Source organism: Citrobacter sp. wls757 (assembly GCF_005280935.1).
GTDB classification, from domain to species: domain Bacteria; phylum Pseudomonadota; class Gammaproteobacteria; order Enterobacterales; family Enterobacteriaceae; genus Citrobacter; species Citrobacter portucalensis.
Genome location: NZ_SZWU01000006.1, coordinates 46824 through 72778, shown reverse-complemented (window position 1 = coordinate 72778; position 25955 = coordinate 46824). Strand labels below are relative to the sequence as shown.

Below are 25955 nucleotides of genomic sequence, written 5' to 3'. Positions count from 1 at the left end.
TTGTCGGATGGCGGCTGCGCCTTATCCGGCCTACAACGACACACCATCAACTAATGGCAATCGGGAAGATGGACCCGAGGATCATTGCGCCGAGGATCGCCCCGCCGGTAATCGGTTTTTGCCACAGGTAAAACAGCAGCGCACCCGCCAGAGAACCGATTCCGATAGGAATAGAAGCCGTCATCGCGCTGAGGATAATCAACGGTCCGAGGAAGCGTCCGGAGGCGTTACCGGCCCCCATCATGACGTCCGCACCGTAGGTCGAGTCGCTCTGGTTGATGGTGAACTTACGCGCCAGAATGATGATGTAGCCAATCGCCAGACCAATCACCAGACCGGTGACCAGCGAGGCAGCGAAGTTGGCGACCGGGAAGATAATGCCCGCGCCCAGCAGCAGCGCCGGAACACCTAACCCAACCCCGGTTTGAATCGCCCCGCCGATATCCAAAATCCCCACCAGCGAACCTTCAATGATGCGGGCAAACAGGAAGCTTGCGCCAAATGCCGCCACTGCTCCGTAGGATCCGGTATCCATTCCCGCCTTCAGCATCGCCACAAAAGCCACTTCGTTAAATGCGCCAATACCGTACAGGTAGTACATGTGTGTTCCGGCAAACACGCCAGAGGAGAGCAGGCCCACGAAGATCGGGAACGACCAGTCAGCGAACCAAAAACCTTTATTCTGTTCCATGATGACCTCCGTTATTTGCCGCTGAGCGAGTTGTGGATAAGTTCGAGCCAGTTAGGCACGGTCAGATGGAAGGATTCGATCATCTTCATATCGAAGCCACGGAAGAAGCCGCTCAGGACAAACAGCGCGACGATAGCCACCATCATCACTTTAGTGACGTGGTTCCAGCCGCTCTCTTCAACACCTTTGCCGATCAGAATGCCGAGAACCAGACCCGGAACGGCGTTACCCATGATCAGCTGCGCCGCGCCGCCAAAAACGGTGGCCCAGAAGCCAGATTTCTTACCGGCGTCGATCGCCGCCAGCCAGAAGATTACTGGCATCACGGTGTTAACCAGCAGGTTAGCCGCGGGCACCAGCACCTTGACGGCGGTAACCTGCAACGCTTCCGGTACGGATGATGCGGTGAGGTTCAGGAAGGTCACCACGATCATCCCGATAACGCCGCAGGCAATTGCCATGCGTTTGGGGTCGTGCAGCGTTTCACCGACGTTGCGATTTTTAATCATCAGCGCGGCGGCGCCCCAGTTGGGGATGATGCGATGGTCGACGTCCTGCGTGAACGCCCCCGCCGCAACAGAGGAAGCCCAGGCGTTAAAGAAGAAACCCAGGCCGAACGAGAAGTGAGAAGCCGGATCCCCTTCGCAGGAATTCAGTTCTCCCAGAGTACGAAACGCGCCCATCCCTTGAGTGGTAGGCGCATGAAACATGCGTGCAGCCCCAGCGCCGACACCAACGCCAACCAACGCGCCGATGATGAGCGATTTTATTAATATTATCAGGAACATAATTATGCCTTTTAATAGAAAAATCAGCGTTGCGTAACGAAATCCACCTTGTCGAGATTGATGGCAGTCACGTTGACGGTCACGTCCAGCTCCACGCTGAAAGTGCGTCTTTCCCGGCGCAAAAAGAGGAATAAAAACGCCTCTTTACGCACCGATTCACGCGCTTGAACAACCTGCACATCCTGTGGCTCAATACGCAGTAAGATATGCGGCGACGCTTTCATCACCGCAGCCTGAACGTGGTTCAGGGCATCGGCAAAGGCGCGAGCTTTGGTCTCGCCCTTACCCGTGACTCTCACCGTGGTGGTGAATTGCTCTTTCATGCTTAAGCGCCGTGTTTCTTTTGCCACGCCTGCACCAGGCGCTCGCCGAGCTCTTCTTTGTCCATAAAGCCGAATCCCAGTACGTTGCACCCTTCGTTGATGGCGGTTACCCCTTCATCGACCGAGCGCATGCCGTATTTCGCCTTGTAGCCGTATTTGGTCTGCGCGGTAATCGCTCCCGCACCACCGCTGCCGCAAAACGAGATACCAAAGGTGGCGTTTTCCGCTTTCATCACGTCACCCAGCTTCATATCTGCTGCAACGCCCGGCACCACAACGGCACGGCCACCCGCTTTCTCTACGCCTGCCGCCACTTTCTGGCCTTTACCCAGACGATCGCCAATCACTACGGTAATCTGTTCCATCTTTTGCTCCTTAAAGGTTGTCTTTCGCGACTTCGAAGTGCACCGACAGCAGCCAGGCCTCTTCCTCAGGAAGATTGCCAAACTCGGCGACCACGTCGCGGGCAAGCGCCATTGATTCGGCAGATATTTCATCAAACAAGCTGGCATCGACCTCTGGTAAGGGTTCACCCGTTACCGAGCGGTGCGCCATGGCGCGAACATGCGACGTCAGCATCTGTTCCTGTACGGCGTTGGGAATAATGTTGCGTTCACGCAGCAAGGCATACACCTGCGCCAGCATGCGGTCGGCCAGTTCCACCGATTCCCCCATGTCATTCATTACAGCTCCGTTATTCACTCGTCTTACCCCGTTAATGTCTCTGAGGGTAAATTAGCGACGGAGGTTATGAGTTTGTAGCGAGTTGTTTTCCACTTCGAAGTGGAAAGGTGTGCAGCGATAGTGATCTGTGCCGCAAAAAGAGCTGGAACCACGATTTATCACTGGAAGAATGTGATTGAGATCGCAAGAGCGAGCAGAAAAATGGAAGGAAGTGCGAACAATGAATGGGCGATAAAAATGAAAAAATGTGATGGGGATAGCGTTTACTTATGGGACGTGCAGTAGCGGGGTGTTGTATCCGACCTACGGGTATGCAGGCCGGATAGCGCAGATTAGCGGAACTTCTTGTGGTTTTCGTTGCGCGTTGTTTTCAGCTCTTCCGCAACGGCTTTCGCCTCTTTAACTTTACCTTCGTTCGCCAGCTTCAACGCACCGTCGATCTGGCCGATCAGCATGTCAAAACCGTGACGGAAATCCTTCATCTCCGGGCTGTCCGGGGATTTGTTTTCCAGCTTCGGCGGCGTTCCCTTTTGCGCGTCCAGCGCGGCTGCACGCATTTTGGTTAACGCATCTTTCAGTTCAGTCGCATTGTCCGTTTTTTCGACGATTTTCAGGTTGTCGTTGAGGATCCCCATATCGTCTTCAAGATCGGCTGCAAACGCAGAAGAACCAAGAACCAGCGTTGAAGCTGCGACGATCGCTAACAGGTGTTTACGCATTGCTCACTTCCTTTTTTATTATTCAAAAATAAACAAACGCCAGATACCCTCAATAATTCACGCCACAGCTTGAAGTATGACGGGTATTATTGCCCGGCGATCTTCATCTCCGGCAACAGGACCGAACCACACTGAATATTACTGCGCGTTTCAATATCGTTGCCGACGGTGACGATATTACGCCACATCTCTTTTAAGTTACCGGCGATGGTAATTTCACTCACCGGGTACTGAATTTCGCCGTTTTCGACCCAGAAGCCCGCCGCGCCGCGCGAGTAATCGCCGGTAATGCCGCTTACGCCCTGTCCCATCAGCTCGGTAACCACAAGACCTGTGCCCATCTCTTTGAGCAACTGCTCGAAGCTTAGACCCTGTCCCGGAATTCGCCAGTTGTGGATCCCGCCTGCATGACCGGTGCTCTTAAGCCCCAGCTTACGTGCAGAATAATTGGTCAGCAGCCACTGAGTCAGCACACCGTCTTTAATAATGTCGCGGCGTTTGGTCCGTACGCCTTCGCTGTCGAACGGTGAAGACGCCAGCCCTTTCAGCAGGTGCGGATGTTCTTCAATGGTCAGCCATTCCGGCAGAATTTGCTTGCCCAGCGAGTCGAGCAGGAAGGTGGATTTGCGGTACACCGAGCCGCCCGCAATGGCGCCAACCAGGTGTCCGAACAGTCCGGTCGCCACTTCATTGGCGAAAATCACCGGCGCTTTCATGGTGGAAAGCTTACGTGGAGACAGGCGTGATAAGGTACGGCGAGCACAGTCAGCCCCCACCCACTCCGGCGTTTGCAGATCGCCCATCGCCCGACCAATGGTGTAGGCGTAATCACGCTCCATATCACCATTTTCTTCTGCGATTACGCAGCTGGAAAGAGAATGGCGCGTGGAGCAGTAGCCCTGCAGCATACCGTGGCTGTTGCCAAACACTTTGATGCCATAGTGGCTGTTAAAGCTGCCACCTTCGGTATTGGTGATGCGTTTGTCGGCCTGCAACGCCGCCTGTTCAGCGCGGGCAGCCAGTTCGATAGCTTCGTCAGGGGAAACTTCCGCCGGGTGGAACAGGTCCAGATCGGGCGCATCGAAGGCCAGCAGTTCTTTATCTGCCACGCCCGCGCACGGGTCCGGCGAAGTGTAACGTGCAATGTCCAGCGCGGCCTGCACGGTGCGTGCAATCGCCTGCGGGCTTAAATCGGTGGACGATGCGCTGCCCTTACGGTTCTGGTGATAAACCGTAATCCCCAGTGCACCATCGCTATTGAATTCGACGTTCTCCACTTCACCATAACGGGTGCTGACGCTAATACCCGTGGTCTTGCTTACAGCGACTTCCGCGCCATCCGACTTACCTGACGCTAATTCCAGTGCTGTCGAGACTGCTTCTTCCAGAATCTTACGCTGCGCTTCAACTTGTGAGATTACTTTCATCGCAAATGCCATAATGTAGAGAGAGTTTCTCTGAAGTCTAACAGAGAACCGTTTTTCAGTGCGCATCTTAACTGGTAACATTAGCCTCTTTTTTTAAGGAGCCTGACATGACTAAGCAGCCCGAAGACTGGCTCGACGACGTTCCCGGTGATGACATCGAAGACGAAGACGATGAAATTATCTGGGTCAGTAAAAGTGAAATAAAACGTGACGCCGAGGAGTTAAAACACCTGGGTGTGGAACTGGTAAAACTGGGGAAAAACGCGCTGGATAAAATCCCGCTCGATGCGGATTTACGTGCCGCGATTGAGCTGGCCCAGCGTATTAAGATGGAAGGTCGCCGTCGTCAGCTGCAGCTGATTGGCAAAATGTTGCGCCAGCGCGATGTTGATCCTATCCGTCAGGCGCTGGACAAGCTGAAAAACCGTCACAACCAACAGGTCGTTGTCTTCCATAAGCTGGAGCAACTGCGTGACCGTATGGTTGACGGTAGCGATGAAGCTATCGAAGAAGTGATGAACCTGTGGCCTGACGCCGACCGTCAGCAACTGCGTTCGCTGGTGCGTAACGCCAGGAAAGAAAAAGCGGGCAACAAGCCGCCAAAATCTTCCCGCCAGATCTTCCAGTATCTGCGTGAACTGGCGGAAAACGAGGCGTAATTCGTCGGCTATGACTCTTATAAGGGTAATAAATTACCCTTATAAGACATTTATATTATCAATATAATAATCAACACTATTCTTTCTAGCTATTTTTAATAGTGCTCAAATATTGTTGCAGTCAGCACCCGAAAGTGATTGAATCTGAATTCTGAACGGAAGCGCTTCGGATAATATTTATATTCACAAGGATTATAAAATGGAGAAAAAATCAATTAATGAAAAATGGCGAGAGCGTTTTGACTTTCTGAGCACACATGGATTGCCAGGAACATCATCTTATACAAAAATTTATAGAACAATGAAGTTTGGACAGAGGATAAGTATAGGAGTCAACTTATATGCTTTTTTCTTCGGTTTCGTTTACTTCTGCGTCCTGGGCTTATGGAAAAAGGGACTGGTATTATTTTTGGGCGTAGCGGCCATACAGGCCGCACTGATCGCAATAGAAACTGTGGCAGATATTGATATGAATGCCTTTGCCAAAGTCATAAATATTGGATACTCCTGTGTATGCTCTTATTTAGTCAATACTGCCTACTACCTGCGCATGGTGAAAGGTGTTGAAAGTTGGAATCCGTTCCAGGGGTTAACCCGAAAAAGCGCAGAAGCGGTGTCAAACCTGCCATCACGTCAGTATTAATCTCACAGGGAGCATATTTGTCTCCCTGCTATTATTAAAAAGCAAATAATAATGTGGTAGATATGTACATCGCAGCTGATAAGCAGGTGATAATGAAAGCACAAAACGCCTTTAAACGATAATTCGACGATATCATTCCGGCAATACTCATCGAAAAACCAATAACAAAAAAGAGTATTCCAACCATGACGAAAAATATCGCCATACCATCACCATCATCAATACCTGCGGTTATGAGATACAAGAAAAAGCAAATTGCAAGAATTAACCCAATGAAACTTACCCATAGAGAAACCGTTACCATTTCTCTGTTACCATCACATGAAGAGACTATACTCGCTGTCATATTAAGGAGGCTGATCCTTGTATTGAATAATAAAACAATGTTTTCAATATGCAGAAAAATTATATTTATTGCAATGACCTATCAGAATAGGAAAAAGAAAGCTGACGACATTAACTTTCTTTTTTATTTAGAGAAACAAAGTTTAGCGAAACGAGCTTGCCGGATGGCGGTGCAAATACCTTATCCGGCCTACGATCCGTTGTAGGCCCGGTAAGCGTAGCGCCACCGGGCATTTTTTTACTCTTCTTCTGCCTGAGCTTTCTTCGCCATACCATCCAGCAGTTTTTGATGAATACCGCCAAACCCGCCGTTGCTCATCACCAGAATGTGATCGCCAGGCTGTGCGGTTTTCATCACCATATCTGCCAGTGCATCCACATCGCCGCTCCAGTGTGCCGGCTGAACGCAGGCTTCAGCGACTTCTGCTACCTGCCACGGAATGTGCGGGGGTTGCAGCAGGAACACTTCGTCTGCACGCCCTAACGACGGCGCCAGGTCATCTTTGCACAAACCCATTTTCATGGTGTTCGAGCGAGGTTCCAGCACCGCGATGATGCGCGCCGTGCCGCCCACTTTACCGCGCAGTGCCGCAAGCGTTGCCAGAATGGCCGTCGGGTGATGGGCAAAATCGTCATACACCGTCACGCCGTTGGCTTCACCGCGCAGCTCAAGACGGCGACGAGCGTTGATGAACGAGCCCAATGCATTGGCCGCATCCGCAGGCACGACGCCAACATGACGCGCGGCTGCAATCGCCATCAGGCCGTTGTGCATGTTGTGCTCGCCCACCAGGCCCCACTTAACTTCGCCGACTTTTTCACCGTCCAGCCACACTTCCCACTCGGAGGCATCGGTGGTCAGCTTTTTCGCCTGCCAGTGACCTTGTTCGCCCACCAGCTCTTGTTCGCTCCAGCAGCCCATCGCCATCGTCTGTTTCAGATTGATGTCGTTTTCCGGGTAGATGATGCGTCCCTGGCCCGGCACGATACGCACCAGATGGTGGAACTGTTTCTGAATAGCTTTCAGATCGTCAAAGATATCTGCGTGATCGAACTCAAGATTATTGAGGATCAGCGTGCGCGGGCAGTAATGTACGAATTTAGAACGCTTGTCGAAGAACGCACAGTCGTACTCATCCGCTTCAATCACGAAGAAATCGCTCTCGCCGAGGCGCGCGGAAACCTCAAAGTTGCCCGGAACGCCGCCGATCACAAAGCCAGGTTTATAGCCGCAGGCTTCGAGGATCCAGGTCGCCATCCCGGCGGTGGTGGTTTTACCGTGCGTACCCGCAACCGCCAGTACCCAGCGATCGCGCAAGACAAAGTCATGCAGCCACTGCGGGCCAGACATGTACGGAATGTTCTTTTCCAGCACCGCCTCCACGCACGGATTACCACGGGTCATGGCATTGCCGATGATCACCAGGTCCGGCTGCGGGTCGAGCTGGCTGGCATCGTAACCCTGAATCAGATCAATGCCTTGCTTCTCAAGTAAGGTACTCATCGGCGGATACACATTGGCGTCCGAACCGGTTACTTCATGACCGAGCGAGCGCGCCAGCATCGCCAGACCGCCCATGAAAGTGCCACAAATTCCCAAAATATGAATGCGCATACGTCACTATCCTTTTTTAATCTGGGGGCCATTTTACGCACATGTCCGGCAAGTGAGAAACGCATTTCAGGATATTCCGCAGTTTGCTGGCGCGATTCACCTAAGCGCAACAAAGGAAATATTTGTTAATATTGTTGCGGTCGCTTTACTCCACATAAATTGCAGGGAAAGTGTTATGAAAACGTTAGGTGAATTTATTGTCGAAAAGCAGCACGAGTTTTCTCATGCTACCGGTGAGCTCACTGCTTTGTTGTCGGCAATAAAGCTGGGCGCCAAGATCATCCACCGCGATATCAATAAGGCCGGTCTGGTCGATATCCTGGGTGCCAGCGGTGCTGAGAACGTGCAGGGAGAGGTTCAGCAAAAACTCGATCTGTTCGCGAACGAAAAACTGAAAGCTGCACTGAAGGCGCGCGACATTGTGGCGGGCATTGCCTCAGAAGAAGAAGATGAAATCGTCGTCTTTGAAGGCTGTGAACACGCTAAATACGTTGTGCTAATGGATCCGCTGGATGGCTCATCCAACATCGATGTTAACGTCTCTGTCGGTACGATTTTCTCTATTTACCGCCGCGTAACCCCAGTCGGCACACCGGTCACGGAAGAGGATTTCCTGCAACCGGGCAACAAGCAAGTTGCTGCAGGTTACGTTGTTTATGGTTCTTCCACCATGCTGGTGTATACCACCGGCTGTGGCGTACATGCCTTCACTTACGATCCTTCTCTGGGCGTATTCTGCCTCAGCCAGGAACGTATGCGCTTCCCGGCGAAAGGCAGCACGTACTCCATTAACGAAGGTAACTACATCAAATTCCCGAACGGCGTGAAGAAGTACATTAAATTCTGCCAGGAAGAAGATAAGCCAACCCAGCGCCCGTATACCTCGCGCTACATTGGCTCTCTGGTTGCAGATTTCCATCGCAATCTGCTGAAAGGCGGGATCTACCTGTACCCAAGCACCGCCAGCCACCCGCAAGGGAAACTGCGTCTGCTGTATGAATGCAACCCGATGGCCTTCCTGGCCGAGCAGGCGGGCGGCAAAGCCAGCGATGGTAAAGAACGCATTCTGGATATCACCCCAGAAAGCCTGCACCAGCGCCGCTCCTTCTTCGTGGGTAACGACCATATGGTTGAAGATGTAGAACGCTTTATCCGCGAGTTCCCGGACGCGTAAGTATCATTCATCGCACGGACGTAGGCCGGATAAAACGCGTAGCGTTGCCATCCGGCCTACAAAATCCATCGTCTGCTTACGCTTTCTGTAGCTTAAATACGGCCATTGCTTCGATTAGCGCTGAAGACTGCTCTTCCAGCGAGCGGGTAGCCGCTGAAGACTGCTGTACCAGCGCCGCGTTTTGCTGCGCCGTTTCATCCATCTGAATTACCGCGATATTCACCTGCTCTATGCCGCGACTCTGTTCCTGGGACGCACTGGCAATTTCACGCATCAGTTTGGTCATACGCATAACCTCGGTCGCGATTTCATCCATGGTTTCGCCCGCCTGCTGCGCCAGTTCACTGCCTTCCCCCACATGGGTGTGCGAATCGCTGATTAGCGTACGGATCTCTTTGGCCGCCTCGGCGCTGCGGCTGGCCAGATTACGCACTTCACCTGCCACAACCGCAAAGCCCCGCCCCTGCTCACCAGCCCGCGCCGCTTCAACGGAAGCATTGAGCGCCAGAATATTGGTCTGGAAAGCAATGCCATCAATCACGCTGAGGATGTCGGCGATTCGGCTGGAACTGCCTGAAATATCGCGCATTTTCTCGATCACATAGCATACCATTTCGCTACCGCGATCGGCGGTATCCGACACCGATTTTGCCAGTTGGTGCGCCTGTTCCGCGTTCTGCGCATTCTGTTTCACCGTCGCCGTGAGTTCTTCCATGCTGGCGGCGGTCTGCTCCAGCGAAGTGGCTGTCGATTCAGTGCGTTGCGCCAGATGCTGGTTACCGGCCGTCAGTTCACGACTGCCAATATCAATTTGCGAGCTGGCATCGCGTACGCGCTGTACCGAGTCGCCCAGCGCATGGCGCATATCATCCATTGCTGCGTTCAGGCGGTTGAATTCGGCGCTGGCCGACAACGCGGTAACCGTCGACAAATCCCCCGTTGCCAGACGTTCCAGTTGCTCAACCATGTTATCCAACGGTTTGAGAAACTTATTTCGCAGCATAAACCAAATGACCGCCAGCAATGCGATAGCAGCCAACATTGCAGCGCTCATAATACCGTGATAAATCAACGAGGTAATGACACGTGTAGACGCATATAGCCCCATGCCACCGGTCAGTAGCAGAAGGAACGTCAGCAGAGACAATAACACCAACAAACTTGATCGAATTGAAAGGGATTTTGGCATCGTTATATTTCCGGTTGTAGGGTTAAAACAGACCTGTACAGAACCTATCGACTACAACCGGAAAAAGTTTAGGTATTTAAATGTTTTGTGCAAAATCAGGATGTTACTTTGGTGTTGCCGCCGTACCCACTCGGGTAACCGGCGAGCTTTGACGATTTTCCCAAAGCACCGTCAGACCGCGTTGTAACGCTATAAATATAAACAATAAAATGCCAATCGCGATCTTCGTCCACCAGGAACTTAATGTGCCGTCAAAATTAATGTAGGTCTGGATCAGCCCCTGAATGGCGACGCCAAACAACGTCCCTAACACTGTACCGACCCCACCGCTGAGCAGCGTTCCGCCAATCACAACTGAGGCTATCGCATCCAGTTCGACGCCAACGCCCGCCAGCGCATAGCCCGCCTGGGTGTAAATGGAAAAGACAATGCCGGCAAGCGTCGCAAGCCCGGTAGACAGCATATAAATGCGGATGGTGGTGCTGCGGGTTGAGATGCCCATCAGGTTGGCAGAGGTGGCGTTGCCGCCAATCGCGTAAACCTGATTACCAAAGCGCGTACGGTGCGCCAGGAATATGCCGATGACGACAACCGCCAGCATCAGCAATCCCATCGCGCTCAGGCGACCACCGCCGGGAATTTTCCATGCCAGGCTTGAGAGCGTGTCATAAACCGGATGGTTAATTGGGATGGATTCTTCAGAGACCAGATAGCTGACGCCGCGCAGGAAGAACATTCCCGCCAGGGTGATAATAAATGCCGGGATCTTCAGCGCATCAATCAGTAACCCCATAAACGCACCAAACGCGCAGCCCATCAGCAAAACCAAAGGGAACGCCAGCAGCGGAGAAATGCCCCAATAGCCAATGGCCTTTGCCAGAAATACACCGGTAAAGGCGATCACCGAGCCAACGGAAAGGTCGATCCCGCCAGAGAGGATTACGAAGGTCATGCCTACGGCAATGATGCCCAGAAAGGCGTTATCGGTCAGGATATTGCAAATGACCCGGGTGGAAGCAAAAGCGGGAAACTGCGTCAGGCAGTAGAGATAACCCAGCACAAACACGCCGAGGGTGATCATCAGCGGTAAATTACGTTTTATCATGGCCACGCACTCCTTTTATCAGGCTGATAAAGCGTTGTGATTGCACAACCAGCACACACAACACCACCACGGCTTTGACCACCTGATTCAGTTCCGGCTGGAAGCCCGACAGCAAAATCCCGGTGTTCATGCCCTGAATAATCAATGCGCCTACCACCGACAGCAGCAGGTTAAAGCGCCCGCCCATCAGCGAACCGCCGCCGATAACCACCGCCAGGATGGCATCCAGCTCCAGCCATAATCCGGCGTTATTGGCATCTGCCCCGCGAATATCCGCTGTGACGATAATGCCAGCGATAGCCGCGCACAGGCCGCTCAGCACATAGGTGAGCATCACGATAATGCGGGTGTTCACCCCGGCATTTTTTGCCGCACGAATGTTGATACCCACCGCTTCGATAAACATACCCAGCGCCGTTTTCCGCGTCAGCAGCCAGAACACCACCAGCGTGAGCAGTGCAATAATTACCGGCGTGGGGAATAGTAAGAGCGAGCCGCTGCCAAACCATGACAGTTCGGGCGAGTTAAAGGTGACGATCTGCCCGGAGGTGATAAGCTGCGCCACCCCGCGCCCGGCCACCATCAGGATTAGCGTGGCGACAAACGGTTGGATCTTGAGGATGGCCACCAGAATCCCGTTCCACAGCCCAGCCAGAATGCCGGAGCCTAAGGCGGCAAGCAGCACTACCGGCAGACTGTGCCCGGCCACCGTCATCGCCGCAGTAGTAGCGCCAGCAATAGCCATGACTGCCCCCACGGAAAGGTCGATGCCGCCGGTAGCAATCACCAGCGTCATACCAATCGCCAACAGCGCCACGGGCGCGGCACGGTTGAGAATATCAATCGGGCTACCGAACAGCCGACCATCCTGCAAAATCACCTGGTAGAAATGCGGGGCGACCAGGCTATCCACCAGCAGCACCAGCAGTAACGCCACCAGCTGTGGCATCCCCTTTGGCCAACGGAACCGCCGTTTAGACGGATTGGATTGAGGGAGAGATTGAGGCATCACCATAGTCTCCTTAGGCCGCAATGGCGTTCATGATCGCCGGTACGGACAGTTCAGCCAGGGGGATCTCGGCCACCTGTTTGCGATCGCGCATAATAATGACCCGATCGGCATAGCCCACTAACTCTTCCAGTTCGGATGAAATGACCAGCAGCGCCAGACCATCCGCGCACAGCGTTTCGATCAGGCGAATGATCTCCGCATGCGCGCCAACGTCGATCCCTCGCGTGGGTTCATCGAGGATCAGGAACTGCGGTTTGGTCAGTAACCAGCGCGAGAGCAGCACTTTTTGCTGATTGCCGCCGGAGAGAAATTCGATCGGTTGCTCAGCGTTCGGAGTACGAATACCAAGCTGGCGGATAAAACGCTCGGCAATCTCGTTTTGTTCTTTCCGTGGGATAGGCCGCAGCCAGCCGCGCTGTGCCTGCAATGCCAGAATGATGTTTTCCCGCACCGAAGCGGCGGCAATAATGCCATCCGTTTTGCGATCCTCCGGACAGAAACCGATCCCCAGACACGAAGCCTGATGTGGCGATCGCAAGGTCTGCTGTTTGCCTTTGATCAGCGCTCTTCCGCTGTCGGCGGGTTTAATACCGAAGATCACCTCCGCCGTTTCCGTTCGCCCGGATCCCAGTAGTCCGGCGAGACCGACGATCTCACCGGGACGCACCTGTAGATCAAATGGCGCGATGGTGCCTTTTTTGCCAAATCCGCTGAATGCCGCCACCGGTTTATCACTCAGCAACGTGCGGCCCGCACGCTGTAGCGCATGGGTATCCAGTTCACGGCCCAGCATCATTTTGACCAGTTCGATCTGAGGCAGTTCTCGGGTTTCACGGCAGCCAACGAAGCCGCCGTTACGCAGAACGGTAATGCGATCGCTGACCTGATAAACCTGATCAAGAAAGTGGGTGACGAAGATCAGGCTGACGCCCCGATCGCGCAGATGTCGCATCAGGCCAAACAGCATTTCAACTTCCTGGGTATCAAGGCTGGCGGTCGGCTCATCGAGGATCAGCACTTTCGCGGAGAGATCGATCGCCCGACAGATGGCGACGATTTGTTGCATCGCCACGGAAAAGCGGTTCAGCGGCTCGCGCACGTCGAGGGAAAAACCGTATGACGCCATCAGTTCCGTCGCACGTTTTTCCATCTGCTTGCGCCGGAGCAGGCCAAAGCGCCGCGGTTCGCGACCAATAAATAAGTTATCGGCAACCGACATATTGGGCAGCAGGTTCACTTCCTGGTACACGGTGCCAATCCCCAGTTGTTGGGCATGGGCAGTGTTTTTGGGGGATATGGGTTGGCCTTCGAGCCAGATAGTGCCGCGATCGGCATGGTAAACGCCGGTCAGCGCTTTGATGAGCGTCGATTTGCCGGCTCCGTTTTCTCCCAGCAGCGCCATAATTTCACCGCGACGCAAGCTGAAATCCACGTTATCCAACGCCTTGACGCCGGGAAAGAATTTGCTTAATCCTTCGGTGCGGAGGATTTCCTGATGTTGGTCGGTGGTCATGGTTCCCCCTGCATCACGCCGGATGGCGCTACGCTTATCCGGCCTACAAAAGAGCGTAATGTAGGCCGGGCAAGCGCAGCGCCCCCGGCATTTTCATGAAGGCTTAGTAGCCCATGTTTTTCTTCTTCTCTAACTCTTCTTTTGCCGTATCCGGCAGATAGAGGATCGACTTGGTAATGGTCAGCTTCTCAGGCATCGTGCCGTCTTTTTTGAATTTCTCCAGTGCGTCGAATGCCGGGCCAGCCATATTTGGCGTCAGTTCGACGCTGGCGTTGGCTTCACCGTCAATCATCGCTTTGTAGATATCCGGTACGCCATCGATAGAACCGGTGAGAATATCTTTGCCAGGTTTCAGGCCCGCTTCTTTGATCGCCTGAATCGCACCGATCACCATGTCATCGTTGTGGGCGTAAACCATACAGATGTTCTTGCCGTTGTTTTCCGCTTTGATAAAGCTCTCCATCACTTCTTTCCCTTTACTGCGGGTGAAGTCACCGGACTGAGAGCGAATAATTTTGATGTTTGGCGCACTGGCAATAGCTTCAGCAAAGCCTTTCTTACGATCGATCGCCACGCTGGCCCCAACGGTCCCTTGCAGCTCAACGACGTTACACGGCTTGCCGTCCACTTGTTTAATCAGCCAGTCGCCGATCAATTTACCTTCCAACACGTTGTCGGCGGTGACGGTGGTCATATAGAGAGATTTGTCTTTTACATCGATGGAACGATCGAGCAAAAAGACCGGAATGTCGGCATCTTTAGCTTCTTTTAAAACCGGCTCCCAACCCGTTGCCACGACCGGCGCAATAAAGATGGCGTCGACGCCCTGCGCAACAAATGAGCGGACTGCTTTAATCTGGTTTTCCTGCTTTTGCTGGCCATCAGCGATTTTCAGCGTAATTCCCCGCTTTTCGGCCTCGCTTTTCGCGACGTTGGTTTCTGCGGCGCGCCAGCCGGATTCAGAGCCAACCTGCGAAAATCCTACGGTTAAAGGGGCTGCCATTGCCATAGACGACATGGCTGCCGAAACTGCTGTGACTAAAAGTAAGCGCTTCCACATAAGTGCGTCCTCGTAGGGTGATTATTGTTGGTTAATTAACCGTTGCGAAAAAACTATAGACAATTGAGCATGTAACGGATTGCGTTACATCACACTTCAAAAAAGTAAATAAAACGTTAATCACAACTTTGTAATCGCTTTCATCTCGCTATGAAAAATGCGGCTGAAGATATGGATTTTTCTGTCACGAAAGAGAGATAAAAAGAAGAAAATGCACGCAGAGAAAGCGAAAACAAGCGGAGACATTCCGCGCGAGTTGGCTATAATACCCGCCACTTGTTTGCCATAGCTTATTTAAAGGAAACAGACATGAGCTTACTCAACGTCCCTGCCGGTAAAGACCTGCCGGAAGATATCTACGTTGTTATCGAGATCCCTGCAAACGCAGATCCGATCAAATACGAAGTTGACAAAGAGAGCGGCGCCCTGTTCGTTGACCGCTTCATGTCCACCGCGATGTTCTATCCGTGCAACTACGGTTACATCAACCACACCCTGTCTCTGGACGGTGACCCGGTAGACGTTCTGGTCCCGACTCCGTACCCGCTGGAGCCAGGTTCAGTGATCCGCTGCCGTCCGGTTGGCGTACTGAAAATGACCGACGAATCCGGTGAAGATGCGAAACTGGTGGCGGTACCGCACACCAAGCTGAGCAAAGAATACGATCACATCAAAGATGTGACCGACCTGCCGGAACTGCTGAAAGCGCAGATCACCCACTTCTTCGAACACTACAAAGATCTCGAAGCGGGCAAATGGGTGAAAGTTGACGGTTGGGACAACGCTGAAGCTGCTAAAGCTGAAATCGTTGCTTCCTTCGAGCGCGCGAAGAAGTAAGTTCGCGTTAGCTTAAAGCCCTGAACGCCAGCCCCTGGTTAGTAAGGGTTTTTTAATTTCTACTTTCTTTTCCCCCTCCCCTTCGCTGTTTTCTTTTTGACCTACCAGATTGGGTAGTCACATTTCATTTATCTTAATTGCGAATGAGATTAGATCTCATTATCATTCTCAGCATGTAAATAAATGTGAATAAAAGTCAATGAACCTCCACAATGTGAAGTCCCTGAAACGCTATTCCTGCGTGGCTCTCGCCACAGCACTGTTATTTACCAGCCTGTCCAGCGTGGCGCAGACGCTACCTGAGCAAGATTTTCTGACCCGCGACGTTGGCAACGGCGTGTATGAACTGGCGGTTGATAGCCAGCAGAATGCGCTTTTTGCTGCCTCGTCGCCGTCGTTTGATAAAGATAAAACCAGCGGGCTTATCTATAAACTCGATCTGGAGAAGCTCACCACGACTGAAGTTATCGAAACCAGCCGTCGTGCCTTTGCCACTGCCCTGGATGCAGGAAACCAGGTGCTCTATGTCGGCAACACGCTGGAGGGTTCGGTCACGCTCATTGATACCCGCAGCGGTAAAGAGCTGGCGATACTGCAACTGAGCGAAGCCAAAAACCCGAAAGAAATTGTCCATACCCGCGAAATGGTGCTCGATAAACAGCATCACCGCCTGTACGTTTCCGGCGTGGCTGAAAAGGGTATTGTCTGGGTGGTGGATACGCAAAAGCGCGAGAAAATCGCCACCCTTGAAAACATGGGCCAGTATCCGACCGGCATGGCCGTAGATGCCAATAAGAACCGCCTGTATGTCGTAAATGGCCGCAACGAACTTATTACGCTGGATACCACTAACCATCAAATTATTAACCGCTTTAGTATTGAGCCAGGCAAAAAACATTTTTTCCTGAATATTGCTTTGGATGCAAAAAATAATCGCGCATTCCTGACCGATCCTGATTTAGCGGATGTACTGGTTGTTGATATTAATACCGGTAAGGTTATTGCCCCCATTAAGGTTATCAACTCGCTGGCAGTGATATATAACGAAAAGCGCCAGGAAGTGTATATCACCCACCGTAATGCAAAGCGCATCAGCATTGTGGACAGCAAGACTTATCAGGTAAAACAAAGCATTGAAACCAATGCGTTACCTAACAGCCTGGCGCTCTCGTCTGATGCCAACACCCTGTATGTCAGCATCAAACAGCCGGAAAAAATGACCGGTGTGAAGCCCGACTACGTGCTGCAAATCGACCTCTCCAAATATTAATAATTAAAAACGCTTCTGACACCTTGCAGCTTTTCTGGGCTGCAAGGTGATGCTTTTATTTTTTACTTTTCAGGTGTCTATATTATGAAAACGCGTCAACTTATTACGCTGACAGGGATCGTTGCATTCTCAGGCGGTGTTATTTTCCCCACTCAGGCAGAAGAACTCACCGAAACCTCACGCAATAGCGAAGATGAAATGGTGATCACCGCATCCGGGTTCTCGCAGCAAAAGCGCGAAGCGCCGGCCACCATTTCCGTTATCGATCGTAAAACGCTGGATATTCAGCCGGACCGTAGCATTGGTGAAGCGATTAAAAACCTTCCTGGCGTCTCGGTCACCAACAGCAGCGGTATGAACGCTGGCAGTATTATGATTCGCGGCATGGACCCGTCCTATACCGCGTTTATGGTCAACAGCGTCAAACAAAATACCGGTGAATCTCGCCCTTACGGACATGACATCGGTACTGAAGCCAACTTCTTACCGCCGATGGAGGCCATTGAGCGTATCGAAGTTATCCGCGGGCCCATGTCCTCGCTGTACGGCTCAGATGCCATCGGCGGTGTGGTCAACGTGATTACCAAAAAACCGTATGGCGCAAAAGAGTGGACGACGGCAATTGCCGCCAATACCTGGCTTCAGGAACACCAGTATTTGGGTAATACCAGCCAGATGAATCTGTTTACCATGGGGCCGATTGTGCCCGATGTTCTCGGCCTTAGCGTAGCGGCCGACTGGCTCGACCGTCGCGATGACGATCGCAATAACTATTTCGGCAAACACAACCGTAAATCCGTTGATATGACGCTGGGCCTGGCCGCTAGCGAAAATAACCTGTTCGACCTCAATGTGGTCACCGGTGAGCAGGAGAAAAACCGTACCCAGAAGCGCGGCGCGCCGTGGTCATGGCTGTTCGATCGTAACGCCGCCACCTTAACGCATACCGGCTGGTATGCCGACGACACCATTGCAACGACCAACTACATAAACTATGAAAAAGGCCGTTCGAAGTACGTTTATGACGGCCAGTCGCCGCAGTATGTACAGATGGAGAACTACGTCGCTAATTCGCAAACCACCTTCACGCTCGACAACCATAAACTGACCGTTGGGGCGAATTTCACCCGCGAAGAGCTGAATGACCGCTTTGATGTGGCCAACAAAACGCTGCCCGGATCTGAGCCAGTGACAAAAATCAGCCGTAACGGTTGGGCATTGTTTGCTGAAGACGGCTGGAGCATTGACGACTTCATCCTGACCACATCAGCGCGTATGGACCAGGATGATAACTTTGGCACACATATTACGCCGAAAATGTACGGTAACTGGGCCTTCAGCAATGACTGGGCGCTGAAGGGCGGCGTTTCCGCAGGTTATAAAAAACCTGAGCTGCGTGCGACATCCAGCGACTTTGTCACCCCATACGGCTCGACCGTACCTTATCCCTTCCTGACCGTCGGTAACGACGATCTGAAACCAGAACAAAGCGTTAACTCTGAGCTGGGCCTCTACTGGACGGGGAATGCGCTGTCACTGGATAGCACCGTCTTCTATACGCAGTTCAAAGACAAAATTGCTGAACAAACCATTTGCGAAACTACATCGACGAATCAGTGCTCCGTGAATGGCTACAAGGCGGACTCCGTCAGTAAATACTTCAACGTCAGCAAGGCGGACGTGTACGGCATAGAACTGAATGCCGACTGGCAGATTAGCGCCGATGTAAAAGCCAACGCTAACTACACCTGGAACCATAGCGAACAGAAAAGCGGCGTAAACAAAGGCTACGCGCTCAACGATTATCCGCGCCATATGGCGAACCTGTCGCTGAACTGGGCGGCAACGCAGAGTCTGGACGTATGGAGTACGGTGAATTACCGCAGCAGTAACCGCAACAGCGGCAATAACTATAAGTACGATGACTACACGATGGTCGACGTAGGCGTACGTTATAAGCTCAATAAGCACACGCAGCTGATGGCAGGGATCTACAACGTGCTGGATGAAGATCCGAAACTGACGACTGCATGGAATGAATCCGCGCAGGTGGAAGGACGCCGCTATAACCTCGGCGCGCGCGTGGAGTTTTAAGCCTTTAATAAACAACGCCACCCGAAGGCGGCGTTGTTTATTCTGGTAGGCGATATATCAGTACTGGTCTCTGTCTAACCAGTTACCGCTTTCAATCAGCGTTAAGCCATCAACCGGACGTTGGTACACGTACATCCATGCACTTCCGTACGGCGTTTGAATTAACTGGCGTGCGTATTCACCGCCGCGGGTACGCAGAGCGTCAAGCTCTGCCAGCGTGGCGTTATCAATACGATAAACTTCCCCGTGTACTGTTCCATTTCCCGGAACCGCGCCTGGATAGTGGCCCAGGCTGTACAACTGGTAGTTATCGATACTGAAATTTCCCAGCAACAGGGCATTGGTCATCCAGTGGCTGTTGCCTTGTTTGGTTCGTAAACTGCCGTAGACAAATATTCGCATTGCTAAAACTCGAACTGATAGAGCAAATCAAGTGCCTGATCTACGCCAGACACTGCTTCCAGATATAGCTTAGGCATCAGACGATAACGTAGCGTGAGTGTCGCTAAGGAGTCAAATATACCCACACCATATTTCACCTGCAGACCTGGCAGTACGTATCCGCTGACAACCACCTGAGATGAGTCGCCCACCCCTTGCGTGTCCAGTGCCAGATTGCTTACGCCAAATGTCTCCCCGATTTTACCCACAACCTGACCACTTTGTGCAACCCCCAGACCAATAAGCATTGAAGTCATCGCTGCGCTATCGCTCTGTTCGCTATCCAGCCCTTGTCCACGTAGCAGGTAGGAAAGCGCCATTTGCTGCGACATTGCCGGGTCGGAGAAGATCTCCGCCTTCGGTTCATCGGCGGTACCGGTGACGCGAACGCCAGCGATCACGTCGTCTTCGGTGGCATCTGGGTTACGAATCGCTTCGATGTTGAGCAACGGCTGATCCGGCGGACCGGAGAACAACAGCTCGCCCTTACGCACAATCAGATCCTGACCATAGGCGTGGAAGCGACCGCTCGGGATATTAATTTGCCCGTTAAGTCCCAGACCTTGCTTATCCTGCACCACTTTCAGATCGCCCGTCAGACGCGCTTTCAGACCAAAGGCGTCAAGACGCACGTTGTTACCGACGTGGATATTCAGGTTGCTGTTGATCGGAATACCGGCGGTCTGCGGTTTCTCGGGCTGCAGGTTGTTGTTAAGCATAACCATATCGCTGGAAACCCCAACCGCGCTTTCCGGCAGGTCATGTACCACGATACGCGCCCACGGCACATCCACGTTACCATCGAGAGTAAACAGGCTCGGCGTGGCTTCAAAGACCACGTCCGGCGATACGTCGAGGCGGACCATCGGCGGTACGGTAATACGCACCCTGCTGCCTTTAGCCGCAACACGCGCCCGCCAGTTGTCTATCTGACTCCAGTCGGCATCGCCGCTCAGGTTAATTTCTCCCTGCTGCGTACGCACCACGCCCGCCAGCGTTGAGCGTGTTCCATTGAAGTTAACGGCTAACTGGCTTGGCTGCATGTCAAACGGCATGAAGTTACCGTCAATATCCAGACCACTCAGTTGCAGCTGTCCGAGCAACTGCGGGCTTTGCACATCGCCGCCCAGCCGCAGGTTGGCGTTGATCATCCCTGCCGCTTTTTCACCGCGCGAGAAGATGGGGTTCACCATCGCCAGATTGAAGTTGCGAATATTGACGTTACCGCCCAGATTACGACGCCCTTGCGGGTCCGTTACCTGCACCTGTCCGTCAAACTGCCCGTTGTTGGTCAGACGAATTAGCCAGCCCAACTCGGCACGGTTATTGTGCAGGTCGGCGGTCAGATTCAGCGTTTCAAACGCCACGGGGAGCGGGGCATCATTCACGCTTTGCGTGACCTTCACGTTACGTCCGCTCAGGGTGACCTGCCCCTGTGGCAGCCCCTCTTTGGTGGTATCCCAGCTCACATCAGCTTTGCCAGTGAACACACCGCTGGCCTGGGTTGTCTCCGGCATAAACGGTTTTAGCATCGCCAGGTCGAAGCGGTTAAGATTCACCACCGCGCGACCTTCTGCACCGGCATCAATGGTTTGTGGTACGCACAGCTCCGCATTCGGGTTGTTCCAGCAGTGCGGCCCGATACTAATTTTCTGTTCTTGATTACGATAATCCAGCGCGATAGCCCGGTTGAGCGACCACGGACCGACCGGCGTCTGGAAGCGGGTATTGCTTAACTCCCCTTTCCAGCGCTGTTCTTTGCGATCAAAGCTCCCGGCAAGATCCAGTTGCCCTGAAACCGGCTCACCCTGAATGCGTAACTGCAGTTCATGCTGCTTTTCACTGCCTTTGGCGTTGAGCGTCACCAGACCAATATTCACGTCAGGTTGTACAATCCGCTCTACGCGAACGTTGAGATTACCGGCGATTTGCTCGGCCGATTTCACATCGCCTTCGACGCGCACCTGAGCAACGGAAAGTTCCTGCCAGCGCAGACCACGGGCGGTAATATCCGCCAGCAACTGCGGCGCTTCAACCGTACCGCGAACTTTTACCAGCCCTTTCGCCGTACCGCCCAGCCCCGGCAGCGCGTTATCCAGGCTTGGGGCATCAATCGTCGCGTCGAGGTTGAGGTCTTTAACCCCCAGTTCGCCTTTTACGTCCGCACTGTTGCGTCCCAGCTCCAGATGAAGGCCCGGAATCGTCCACTGCAGGTAGCTGTTCCCCTTCAGCGAACCGTTCACATTGACCTTGTTCTGCTTCACGTTGCCGGTCAGCTTCAGCTCCGGAACCTCCATCTGCCAGCTTCCGCCGTACAGACTGCCGCGCGTTTTCACCAGGCCATTCAGTTTTGACGGCCAGTCCGGGATCGCTTTCGCGGTATTGATACCATCCAGCGTTAGCTCCCCGCGCCAGCTGATCGCCTGCTGCCAGTCCACCAGCGCTTTCAGCTCGGTTTTCCCTTCCAGCGCCGCAACGCTGAGTTTGTCGAGATTAATCTGCTGCTCGTTGCCTTTGGCGTCCAGCGTGATAGTAGCCGGAGGAATATCCTGACCTTTCACGGCGGTACGCATCGACAGCGTATAGTCGGTCATCTTGCCGGTCAGTTTGAGCTTGATGTCATCGGCCTGGAACTGTTTCTCACCGGTAAACGGCCAATAAACCTGCTTACTTACCACCTCAATGTTGAGCGGCAATCCGGCTTCTGCCAGGCGCGTCTGTGCACGCAGGTCCATATCTACCGGACCAGACAGATTGACGCCGACTTCCAGCTGTTCGCGCAGCGCACCGCCGACCTTCAGCTTCACCTTTTCGCCTTTTAACGGGTCGATGTTTAGCGTGCTGTTTAACGTAATATCAACCGGCCACGTGTCGGTCAGTTGCGCCGTGCCGCTGGCTTTTACCGTTCCCTGATTCGAGTCGATATCCAGCGCGTCGAGCTTCATGTTGCCGTCAATGCTGCTCACTTTCAGCAGCATACTATGTACTGTTAAATCCGTATCCCCGGTCACACGCAGCTGCTCGCCGCGAAACTCTTCAATATTGAGATTGAGCGGCAGATGGACATCGGTCATTTCCGGCAGCACCGGTTTTGAGAACAGATCTTTTAGCGTTTCCCCCAGCGGCTTTTCATCCGGCTGCGGGTTTTGAATCTTCGGTTCGACAACCTCTTCCTGTGCCACTTCCGCCACTTTAGGCAGAGCAATCAGCAGCCCCTGTAATGACGTTGGCTTCAACGTCAGCGTTTTTTCCTGCCAGTTCAGGCCAGAGGTAAAATCCAGCACTGAAACCGTGGTGTCATCGATTTTGATATTGATGTTGTTCAGCGCCACGCGCGAAAGCGTGATGGGGTAAGGCGTGGAAAGATTAAGCGGACCGCTCTCTTCTTCCTCAACCGGCGCGGATGGCGGCATCTTTTTGCTGTCGATCGCCACGTTGATGTTTTTCAGCGCCAGATCGTTGACGCACAGGCTGCTGTCCCACAGACAGTTAAGCCCCACGGCCAAATGCACTTCACCAGCATTCACCGCCACGCCAGGCTGGTCGTAGCGAATATTTTTCAGTGATAGATCCCGCCAGCCGCCGGTGACCTGACCAATTTCCAGACCCGGAACCCAACGATTAGCGGCTTTGAAGATCAGATGCAGGCCCGAGGTGGTACCGACGAGGAACGCCACCGTGCCTAACAACAGCAGGATAAAAACCAGCACGCCGAGGCTTATCTTCTTCCATAAACTCATAATTCAGGCCCCAGACCGATGTAAAACTGTAAACCATGTTCATCTTTGTCGCCGACCGGGACGGCAAAGTCGAGCTTGATAGGTCCAACCGGCGATTGCCAGCGTACGCCGACCCCGGCACCGGTTTTGAAATCGCTTCGGCGAATGTCGCTGACCGCTTCACCGCTATCGACAAACATCGCCCCCCACCATTTACCGGTCACGTTGTACTGGTATTCCAGCGAGCCGGTTGCCAGCTTGGAGGCCCCTTTCAGCTTGCCGTCGCTGCCTTCCGGCGAAATAGATTTGTATTTATAGCCGCGAATACTGCGATCGCCCCCGGCAAAGAAACGCAGGTCCGGCGGCACTTTGTCGAAGTCGCCGGTTTCAATCCAGCCGAGATTACCGCGCATCACAAAACGATGCCTGTCGTACAGCGTGCGGATCCAGACGTTTTGCGCCTGGAAAACGGAGAAATCAACATCTGAACCCCAGGCGGTGTTCGAGTAATCAATAGAGTAACGCTGAGAGTCGCCCCAGACAGGCATCAGGCCGCCGCGTGAACGCGTCCGGCTGATCATCACGCCCGGATAGAGCAGCATAGTGGTGTTGGTGACGTTACCCTGGGTAAAGTGGTCGAGGCTCCAGCGCAGGTTAATCGCGCGCTGCCAGCCGCTGGAGAGGTCCCAGTAACGGGAAACCGCAAGCGTTGTGGAATCCTGCTCGGTGTCGTTTAAATCGGTACGCTTAAAGCCGCCCTGTACCAGGTAATACTGCTCCAGCGGGTTCTTTAACAGCGGCATTTTATAGCTGAAATCAAGCACCTGCTCTGGCGCCGAGATACTGGCGCTGGTCGTCAGGCTGTGACCGTAGGAGTTCATCCACGGCTTTTTCCACGAGGTCTTCACCCGTGGCCCGACGTCAGTTGAATAACCGACCCCGGTTTCGATGGTGTTTTCGGTTCGCGGTGAGACCACGCCTTTCAGGGGTAGCACCTTGGTTTTGCGGGCTTTATCAAACTCCGGTGCGACGACCACGGAATTAAACCATCCGGTCGCCGACAGACGACGGTTCAGTTCGCCCAGATCTTTCGACTCGTACTCTTCACCTTCTTTAAAGGGCACCAGATTTTGCAGATACTCATCGCGAATTTGCGAGCCTTCAAAAGTGACATGCCCAAAGCGATAGCGTTCGCCGCTGTTGTAATCGATATCCCAGAACGCCTGGCGCCGCTCAAGCGCTATCCCGAGCTGGCTTTTATTAAATTCACTATCGAAGTAGCCTTTGCGCAGCGCCACGCTGGTGAGTGACTTTTTGAAGTTGTCATAGTCCCCCTGATTCAGCACGGTACCGATTGCCGGGCGTGTTTTCAGCAGATCCAGATAATCTTTATCCGTACGCGCGCCACCGCGCAAAATCACCTCAGTGCCACCAATCAGCACCGGCTCGCCGGGGGTCACTTTGGCAATCAGCACCTGGCGGCCTTTTGCCGGCGGTGGACGCAGTTCAAAATCAATGGTCGGCTCAAAGTAGCCCAGCGCTTTTAGCCCTTCGCGGATGGCATCATCAACGCGCGCACGAAAGCGTCGGTCTGGAGTGACTTCATCACTTTGAATCGTGGACAGTTGCGCACGGACGTTTTTCTCCAGCGGTCCTGATAATCCTTCGACCTGTAAGCGAACATTCGCGGCGGCGGCGGAGCCACTTAAGCACAGTAATCCCACCCAACATAACTGACGGATATATGGCACATTTTCTCCTGAATATCCTTTTTTCCCACCCCTGGAAAAAAATACTATGCCGTTCCTCGGCTTAACAAAAAATCAACAATAAGAGTTGAAAAACAGACGACAACCCAAATATTTCTTATGTTTAACTCTAGACGTATTCACGCCGTTTATTGTGGGCAAAGACGCGTCTCGTTACAACCTTAACCCAAATGACTGATTTCGGGAGAACGGCCATGAGTTTATTTGATAGAAAGCATCTTGTTACTCAAGCAGATGCGCTACCTGGACGCAACACCCCGATGCCAGTGGCAACGCTGCATGCGGTTAACCAACATTCGATGACCAACGTGCCCGACGGTATGGAGATAGCTTATTTCGCCATGGGATGTTTCTGGGGCGTTGAGCGTTTATTTTGGTCATTGCCAGGGGTCTACAGCACGGCGGCCGGGTACACCGGCGGCTACACCCCAAACCCAACCTATCGTGAAGTGTGTTCTGGCGATACCGGGCATGCCGAAGCGGTACGCATCGTCTATGACCCGCATGTTATCAGCTACGAACAACTGCTGCAGGTGTTCTGGGAAAATCACGACCCGGCTCAAGGCATGCGTCAGGGGAACGACCAGGGCACGCAGTATCGCTCCGCCATTTACCCGTTAACGCCGGAACAAACCGCCGCCGCACAGGCCAGCCTTGAACGTTTTCAGGCAGCAATGACCGCCGCAGGCGACGAGCGCACCATTACCACGGAAATCACTACGGCAACCCCGTTCTATTATGCCGAGGACGATCACCAGCAGTATCTGCACAAAAATCCTTACGGATATTGTGGCATTGGTGGTATTGGTGTTTGCCTGCCCCCACAAGGATAATTTCCCCCTCTGGCGACTTTACAGTACCTTACGCTATACTAGCTT

The 25955-nt window shown here is 53.0% G+C and carries 24 protein-coding genes; 8 read left to right on the top strand and 16 right to left on the bottom strand.

Annotation, left to right across the window (positions count from 1 at the left end; translation table 11 throughout):
• Positions 1–46: 46 nt before the first annotated feature.
• The 7 genes from FDW94_RS00755 to pmbA form a co-directional block, all read right to left on the bottom strand.
• On the bottom strand, positions 47–691 hold the full coding sequence (locus FDW94_RS00755; protein ID WP_003830379.1) for a DUF4310 family protein: 645 nt from the start codon (positions 689–691) through the stop codon (positions 47–49).
• 11 nt (positions 692–702) lie between these two features.
• Complete coding sequence (locus tag FDW94_RS00750) at positions 703–1479, bottom strand: DUF4311 domain-containing protein (RefSeq protein WP_003025764.1); 777 nt, start codon at positions 1477–1479, stop codon at positions 703–705.
• Positions 1480–1502: 23 nt separating this feature from the next.
• A complete protein-coding gene (locus FDW94_RS00745) occupies positions 1503–1802 on the bottom strand; it encodes a DUF4312 family protein (RefSeq protein ID WP_003025762.1) in 300 nt (99 codons plus the stop codon).
• Positions 1803–1804: 2 nt separating this feature from the next.
• Positions 1805–2167 (bottom strand): SFCGS family glycine-rich protein, encoded by a 363-nt coding sequence (locus FDW94_RS00740; RefSeq protein ID WP_003830384.1) that lies wholly within the window; start codon positions 2165–2167, stop codon positions 1805–1807.
• A gap of 10 nt (positions 2168–2177) precedes the next feature.
• Complete coding sequence (locus FDW94_RS00735) at positions 2178–2486, bottom strand: glycine dehydrogenase (protein ID WP_003025758.1); 309 nt, start codon at positions 2484–2486, stop codon at positions 2178–2180.
• A 332-nt stretch (positions 2487–2818) separates the two neighbouring features.
• Positions 2819–3205 (bottom strand): cytochrome b562, encoded by a 387-nt coding sequence (gene cybC / locus FDW94_RS00730; RefSeq protein WP_063941640.1) that lies wholly within the window; start codon positions 3203–3205, stop codon positions 2819–2821.
• 86 nt (positions 3206–3291) lie between these two features.
• Positions 3292–4644: a metalloprotease PmbA gene (pmbA, locus tag FDW94_RS00725; RefSeq protein WP_048215065.1), complete on the bottom strand. Its 1353-nt coding sequence runs from the start codon at positions 4642–4644 to the stop codon at positions 3292–3294.
• Between the two features lie 95 nt (positions 4645–4739).
• Between pmbA and yjgA the strand changes: the two genes are divergently transcribed.
• From yjgA to FDW94_RS00710, 3 genes are all read left to right on the top strand, one after another.
• Positions 4740–5291, top strand: a complete 552-nt coding sequence (gene yjgA / locus FDW94_RS00720; protein WP_008786039.1) for a ribosome biogenesis factor YjgA — start codon at positions 4740–4742, stop codon at positions 5289–5291.
• A 199-nt stretch (positions 5292–5490) separates the two neighbouring features.
• Entirely contained in the window at positions 5491–5934 is a 444-nt protein-coding gene (locus FDW94_RS00715; RefSeq protein WP_137376973.1) for a DUF2628 domain-containing protein, read from the top strand.
• Positions 5935–6119: 185 nt separating this feature from the next.
• On the top strand, positions 6120–6485 hold the full coding sequence (locus FDW94_RS00710; RefSeq protein WP_137376972.1) for a hypothetical protein: 366 nt from the start codon (positions 6120–6122) through the stop codon (positions 6483–6485).
• A gap of 32 nt (positions 6486–6517) precedes the next feature.
• On the opposite strand, the gene mpl is transcribed toward FDW94_RS00710, so the two are convergent.
• Positions 6518–7894: a UDP-N-acetylmuramate:L-alanyl-gamma-D-glutamyl-meso-diaminopimelate ligase gene (mpl, locus tag FDW94_RS00705; protein ID WP_137376971.1), complete on the bottom strand. Its 1377-nt coding sequence runs from the start codon at positions 7892–7894 to the stop codon at positions 6518–6520.
• Positions 7895–8069: 175 nt separating this feature from the next.
• On the opposite strand from mpl, the gene fbp reads away from it, so the two are divergent.
• Positions 8070–9068: a class 1 fructose-bisphosphatase gene (gene fbp / locus FDW94_RS00700; protein ID WP_003830390.1), complete on the top strand. Its 999-nt coding sequence runs from the start codon at positions 8070–8072 to the stop codon at positions 9066–9068.
• Between the two features lie 76 nt (positions 9069–9144).
• On the opposite strand, the gene FDW94_RS00695 is transcribed toward fbp, so the two are convergent.
• The 5 genes from FDW94_RS00695 to ytfQ form a co-directional block, all read right to left on the bottom strand.
• The gene (locus FDW94_RS00695) at positions 9145–10257 is read right to left on the bottom strand and encodes a methyl-accepting chemotaxis protein (RefSeq protein WP_137376970.1); all 1113 of its coding nucleotides are present in this window, start codon (positions 10255–10257) and stop codon (positions 9145–9147) included.
• 103 nt (positions 10258–10360) lie between these two features.
• The gene (yjfF, locus tag FDW94_RS00690) at positions 10361–11362 is read right to left on the bottom strand and encodes a galactofuranose ABC transporter, permease protein YjfF (protein WP_008786036.1); all 1002 of its coding nucleotides are present in this window, start codon (positions 11360–11362) and stop codon (positions 10361–10363) included.
• A complete protein-coding gene (gene ytfT, locus FDW94_RS00685) occupies positions 11349–12371 on the bottom strand; it encodes a galactofuranose ABC transporter, ATP-binding protein YtfT (protein WP_003830397.1) in 1023 nt (340 codons plus the stop codon). The genes yjfF and ytfT overlap by 14 nt, the downstream gene beginning before the upstream one ends.
• Positions 12372–12384: 13 nt before the next feature.
• Positions 12385–13887 carry a galactofuranose ABC transporter, ATP-binding protein YtfR gene (gene ytfR, locus FDW94_RS00680; RefSeq protein WP_137376969.1) on the bottom strand — a complete coding sequence of 501 codons (1503 nt, stop codon included), beginning with the start codon at positions 13885–13887 and terminating at the stop codon, positions 12385–12387.
• A gap of 103 nt (positions 13888–13990) precedes the next feature.
• Positions 13991–14947, bottom strand: a complete 957-nt coding sequence (gene ytfQ / locus FDW94_RS00675) for a galactofuranose ABC transporter substrate-binding protein YtfQ (protein WP_003025728.1) — start codon at positions 14945–14947, stop codon at positions 13991–13993.
• Between the two features lie 309 nt (positions 14948–15256).
• Between ytfQ and ppa the strand changes: the two genes are divergently transcribed.
• The 3 genes from ppa to FDW94_RS00660 all read left to right on the top strand — a co-directional run bounded on the left by ppa (position 15257) and on the right by FDW94_RS00660 (position 19148).
• Positions 15257–15784, top strand: coding sequence for an inorganic diphosphatase (ppa, locus tag FDW94_RS00670; RefSeq protein ID WP_003025726.1), 528 nt, complete (start codon positions 15257–15259; stop codon positions 15782–15784).
• Positions 15785–15983: 199 nt separating this feature from the next.
• Positions 15984–17054 carry a YncE family protein gene (locus tag FDW94_RS00665; protein ID WP_137376968.1) on the top strand — a complete coding sequence of 357 codons (1071 nt, stop codon included), beginning with the start codon at positions 15984–15986 and terminating at the stop codon, positions 17052–17054.
• 84 nt (positions 17055–17138) lie between these two features.
• The gene (locus FDW94_RS00660; RefSeq protein ID WP_020996258.1) at positions 17139–19148 is read left to right on the top strand and encodes a TonB-dependent receptor; all 2010 of its coding nucleotides are present in this window, start codon (positions 17139–17141) and stop codon (positions 19146–19148) included.
• Positions 19149–19205: 57 nt separating this feature from the next.
• On the opposite strand, the gene FDW94_RS00655 is transcribed toward FDW94_RS00660, so the two are convergent.
• The 3 genes from FDW94_RS00655 to tamA are packed head-to-tail and all read right to left on the bottom strand — an operon-like array spanning position 19206 to position 25059.
• Positions 19206–19550: a gamma-glutamylcyclotransferase gene (locus tag FDW94_RS00655; protein ID WP_003025723.1), complete on the bottom strand. Its 345-nt coding sequence runs from the start codon at positions 19548–19550 to the stop codon at positions 19206–19208.
• A 2-nt stretch (positions 19551–19552) separates the two neighbouring features.
• Positions 19553–23329 carry an autotransporter assembly complex protein TamB gene (gene tamB / locus FDW94_RS00650; RefSeq protein ID WP_079934466.1) on the bottom strand — a complete coding sequence of 1259 codons (3777 nt, stop codon included), beginning with the start codon at positions 23327–23329 and terminating at the stop codon, positions 19553–19555.
• Positions 23326–25059 (bottom strand): autotransporter assembly complex protein TamA, encoded by a 1734-nt coding sequence (gene tamA / locus FDW94_RS00645; RefSeq protein ID WP_137376967.1) that lies wholly within the window; start codon positions 25057–25059, stop codon positions 23326–23328. Before tamA ends, tamB begins: the two co-directional genes overlap by 4 nt.
• A gap of 212 nt (positions 25060–25271) precedes the next feature.
• Between tamA and msrA the strand changes: the two genes are divergently transcribed.
• Positions 25272–25910 carry a peptide-methionine (S)-S-oxide reductase MsrA gene (gene msrA / locus FDW94_RS00640; RefSeq protein ID WP_003830412.1) on the top strand — a complete coding sequence of 213 codons (639 nt, stop codon included), beginning with the start codon at positions 25272–25274 and terminating at the stop codon, positions 25908–25910.
• The last annotated feature ends 45 nt before the right edge of the window (positions 25911–25955 follow it).

Coding starts and splice junctions, on each gene's coding strand:
- FDW94_RS00755 (WP_003830379.1), bottom strand. CDS start 691: ATGGAACAGAATAAAGGTTTTTGGTTCGCTGACTGGTCGTTCCCGATC.
- FDW94_RS00750 (WP_003025764.1), bottom strand. CDS start 1,479: ATGTTCCTGATAATATTAATAAAATCGCTCATCATCGGCGCGTTGGTT.
- FDW94_RS00745 (WP_003025762.1), bottom strand. CDS start 1,802: ATGAAAGAGCAATTCACCACCACGGTGAGAGTCACGGGTAAGGGCGAG.
- FDW94_RS00740 (WP_003830384.1), bottom strand. CDS start 2,167: ATGGAACAGATTACCGTAGTGATTGGCGATCGTCTGGGTAAAGGCCAG.
- FDW94_RS00735 (WP_003025758.1), bottom strand. CDS start 2,486: ATGAATGACATGGGGGAATCGGTGGAACTGGCCGACCGCATGCTGGCG.
- cybC (WP_063941640.1), bottom strand. CDS start 3,205: ATGCGTAAACACCTGTTAGCGATCGTCGCAGCTTCAACGCTGGTTCTT.
- pmbA (WP_048215065.1), bottom strand. CDS start 4,644: ATGGCATTTGCGATGAAAGTAATCTCACAAGTTGAAGCGCAGCGTAAG.
- yjgA (WP_008786039.1), top strand. CDS start 4,740: ATGACTAAGCAGCCCGAAGACTGGCTCGACGACGTTCCCGGTGATGAC.
- FDW94_RS00715 (WP_137376973.1), top strand. CDS start 5,491: ATGGAGAAAAAATCAATTAATGAAAAATGGCGAGAGCGTTTTGACTTT.
- FDW94_RS00710 (WP_137376972.1), top strand. CDS start 6,120: ATGACGAAAAATATCGCCATACCATCACCATCATCAATACCTGCGGTT.
- mpl (WP_137376971.1), bottom strand. CDS start 7,894: ATGCGCATTCATATTTTGGGAATTTGTGGCACTTTCATGGGCGGTCTG.
- fbp (WP_003830390.1), top strand. CDS start 8,070: ATGAAAACGTTAGGTGAATTTATTGTCGAAAAGCAGCACGAGTTTTCT.
- FDW94_RS00695 (WP_137376970.1), bottom strand. CDS start 10,257: ATGCCAAAATCCCTTTCAATTCGATCAAGTTTGTTGGTGTTATTGTCT.
- yjfF (WP_008786036.1), bottom strand. CDS start 11,362: ATGATAAAACGTAATTTACCGCTGATGATCACCCTCGGCGTGTTTGTG.
- ytfT (WP_003830397.1), bottom strand. CDS start 12,371: ATGCCTCAATCTCTCCCTCAATCCAATCCGTCTAAACGGCGGTTCCGT.
- ytfR (WP_137376969.1), bottom strand. CDS start 13,887: ATGACCACCGACCAACATCAGGAAATCCTCCGCACCGAAGGATTAAGC.
- ytfQ (WP_003025728.1), bottom strand. CDS start 14,947: ATGTGGAAGCGCTTACTTTTAGTCACAGCAGTTTCGGCAGCCATGTCG.
- ppa (WP_003025726.1), top strand. CDS start 15,257: ATGAGCTTACTCAACGTCCCTGCCGGTAAAGACCTGCCGGAAGATATC.
- FDW94_RS00665 (WP_137376968.1), top strand. CDS start 15,984: ATGAACCTCCACAATGTGAAGTCCCTGAAACGCTATTCCTGCGTGGCT.
- FDW94_RS00660 (WP_020996258.1), top strand. CDS start 17,139: ATGAAAACGCGTCAACTTATTACGCTGACAGGGATCGTTGCATTCTCA.
- FDW94_RS00655 (WP_003025723.1), bottom strand. CDS start 19,550: ATGCGAATATTTGTCTACGGCAGTTTACGAACCAAACAAGGCAACAGC.
- tamB (WP_079934466.1), bottom strand. CDS start 23,329: ATGAGTTTATGGAAGAAGATAAGCCTCGGCGTGCTGGTTTTTATCCTG.
- msrA (WP_003830412.1), top strand. CDS start 25,272: ATGAGTTTATTTGATAGAAAGCATCTTGTTACTCAAGCAGATGCGCTA.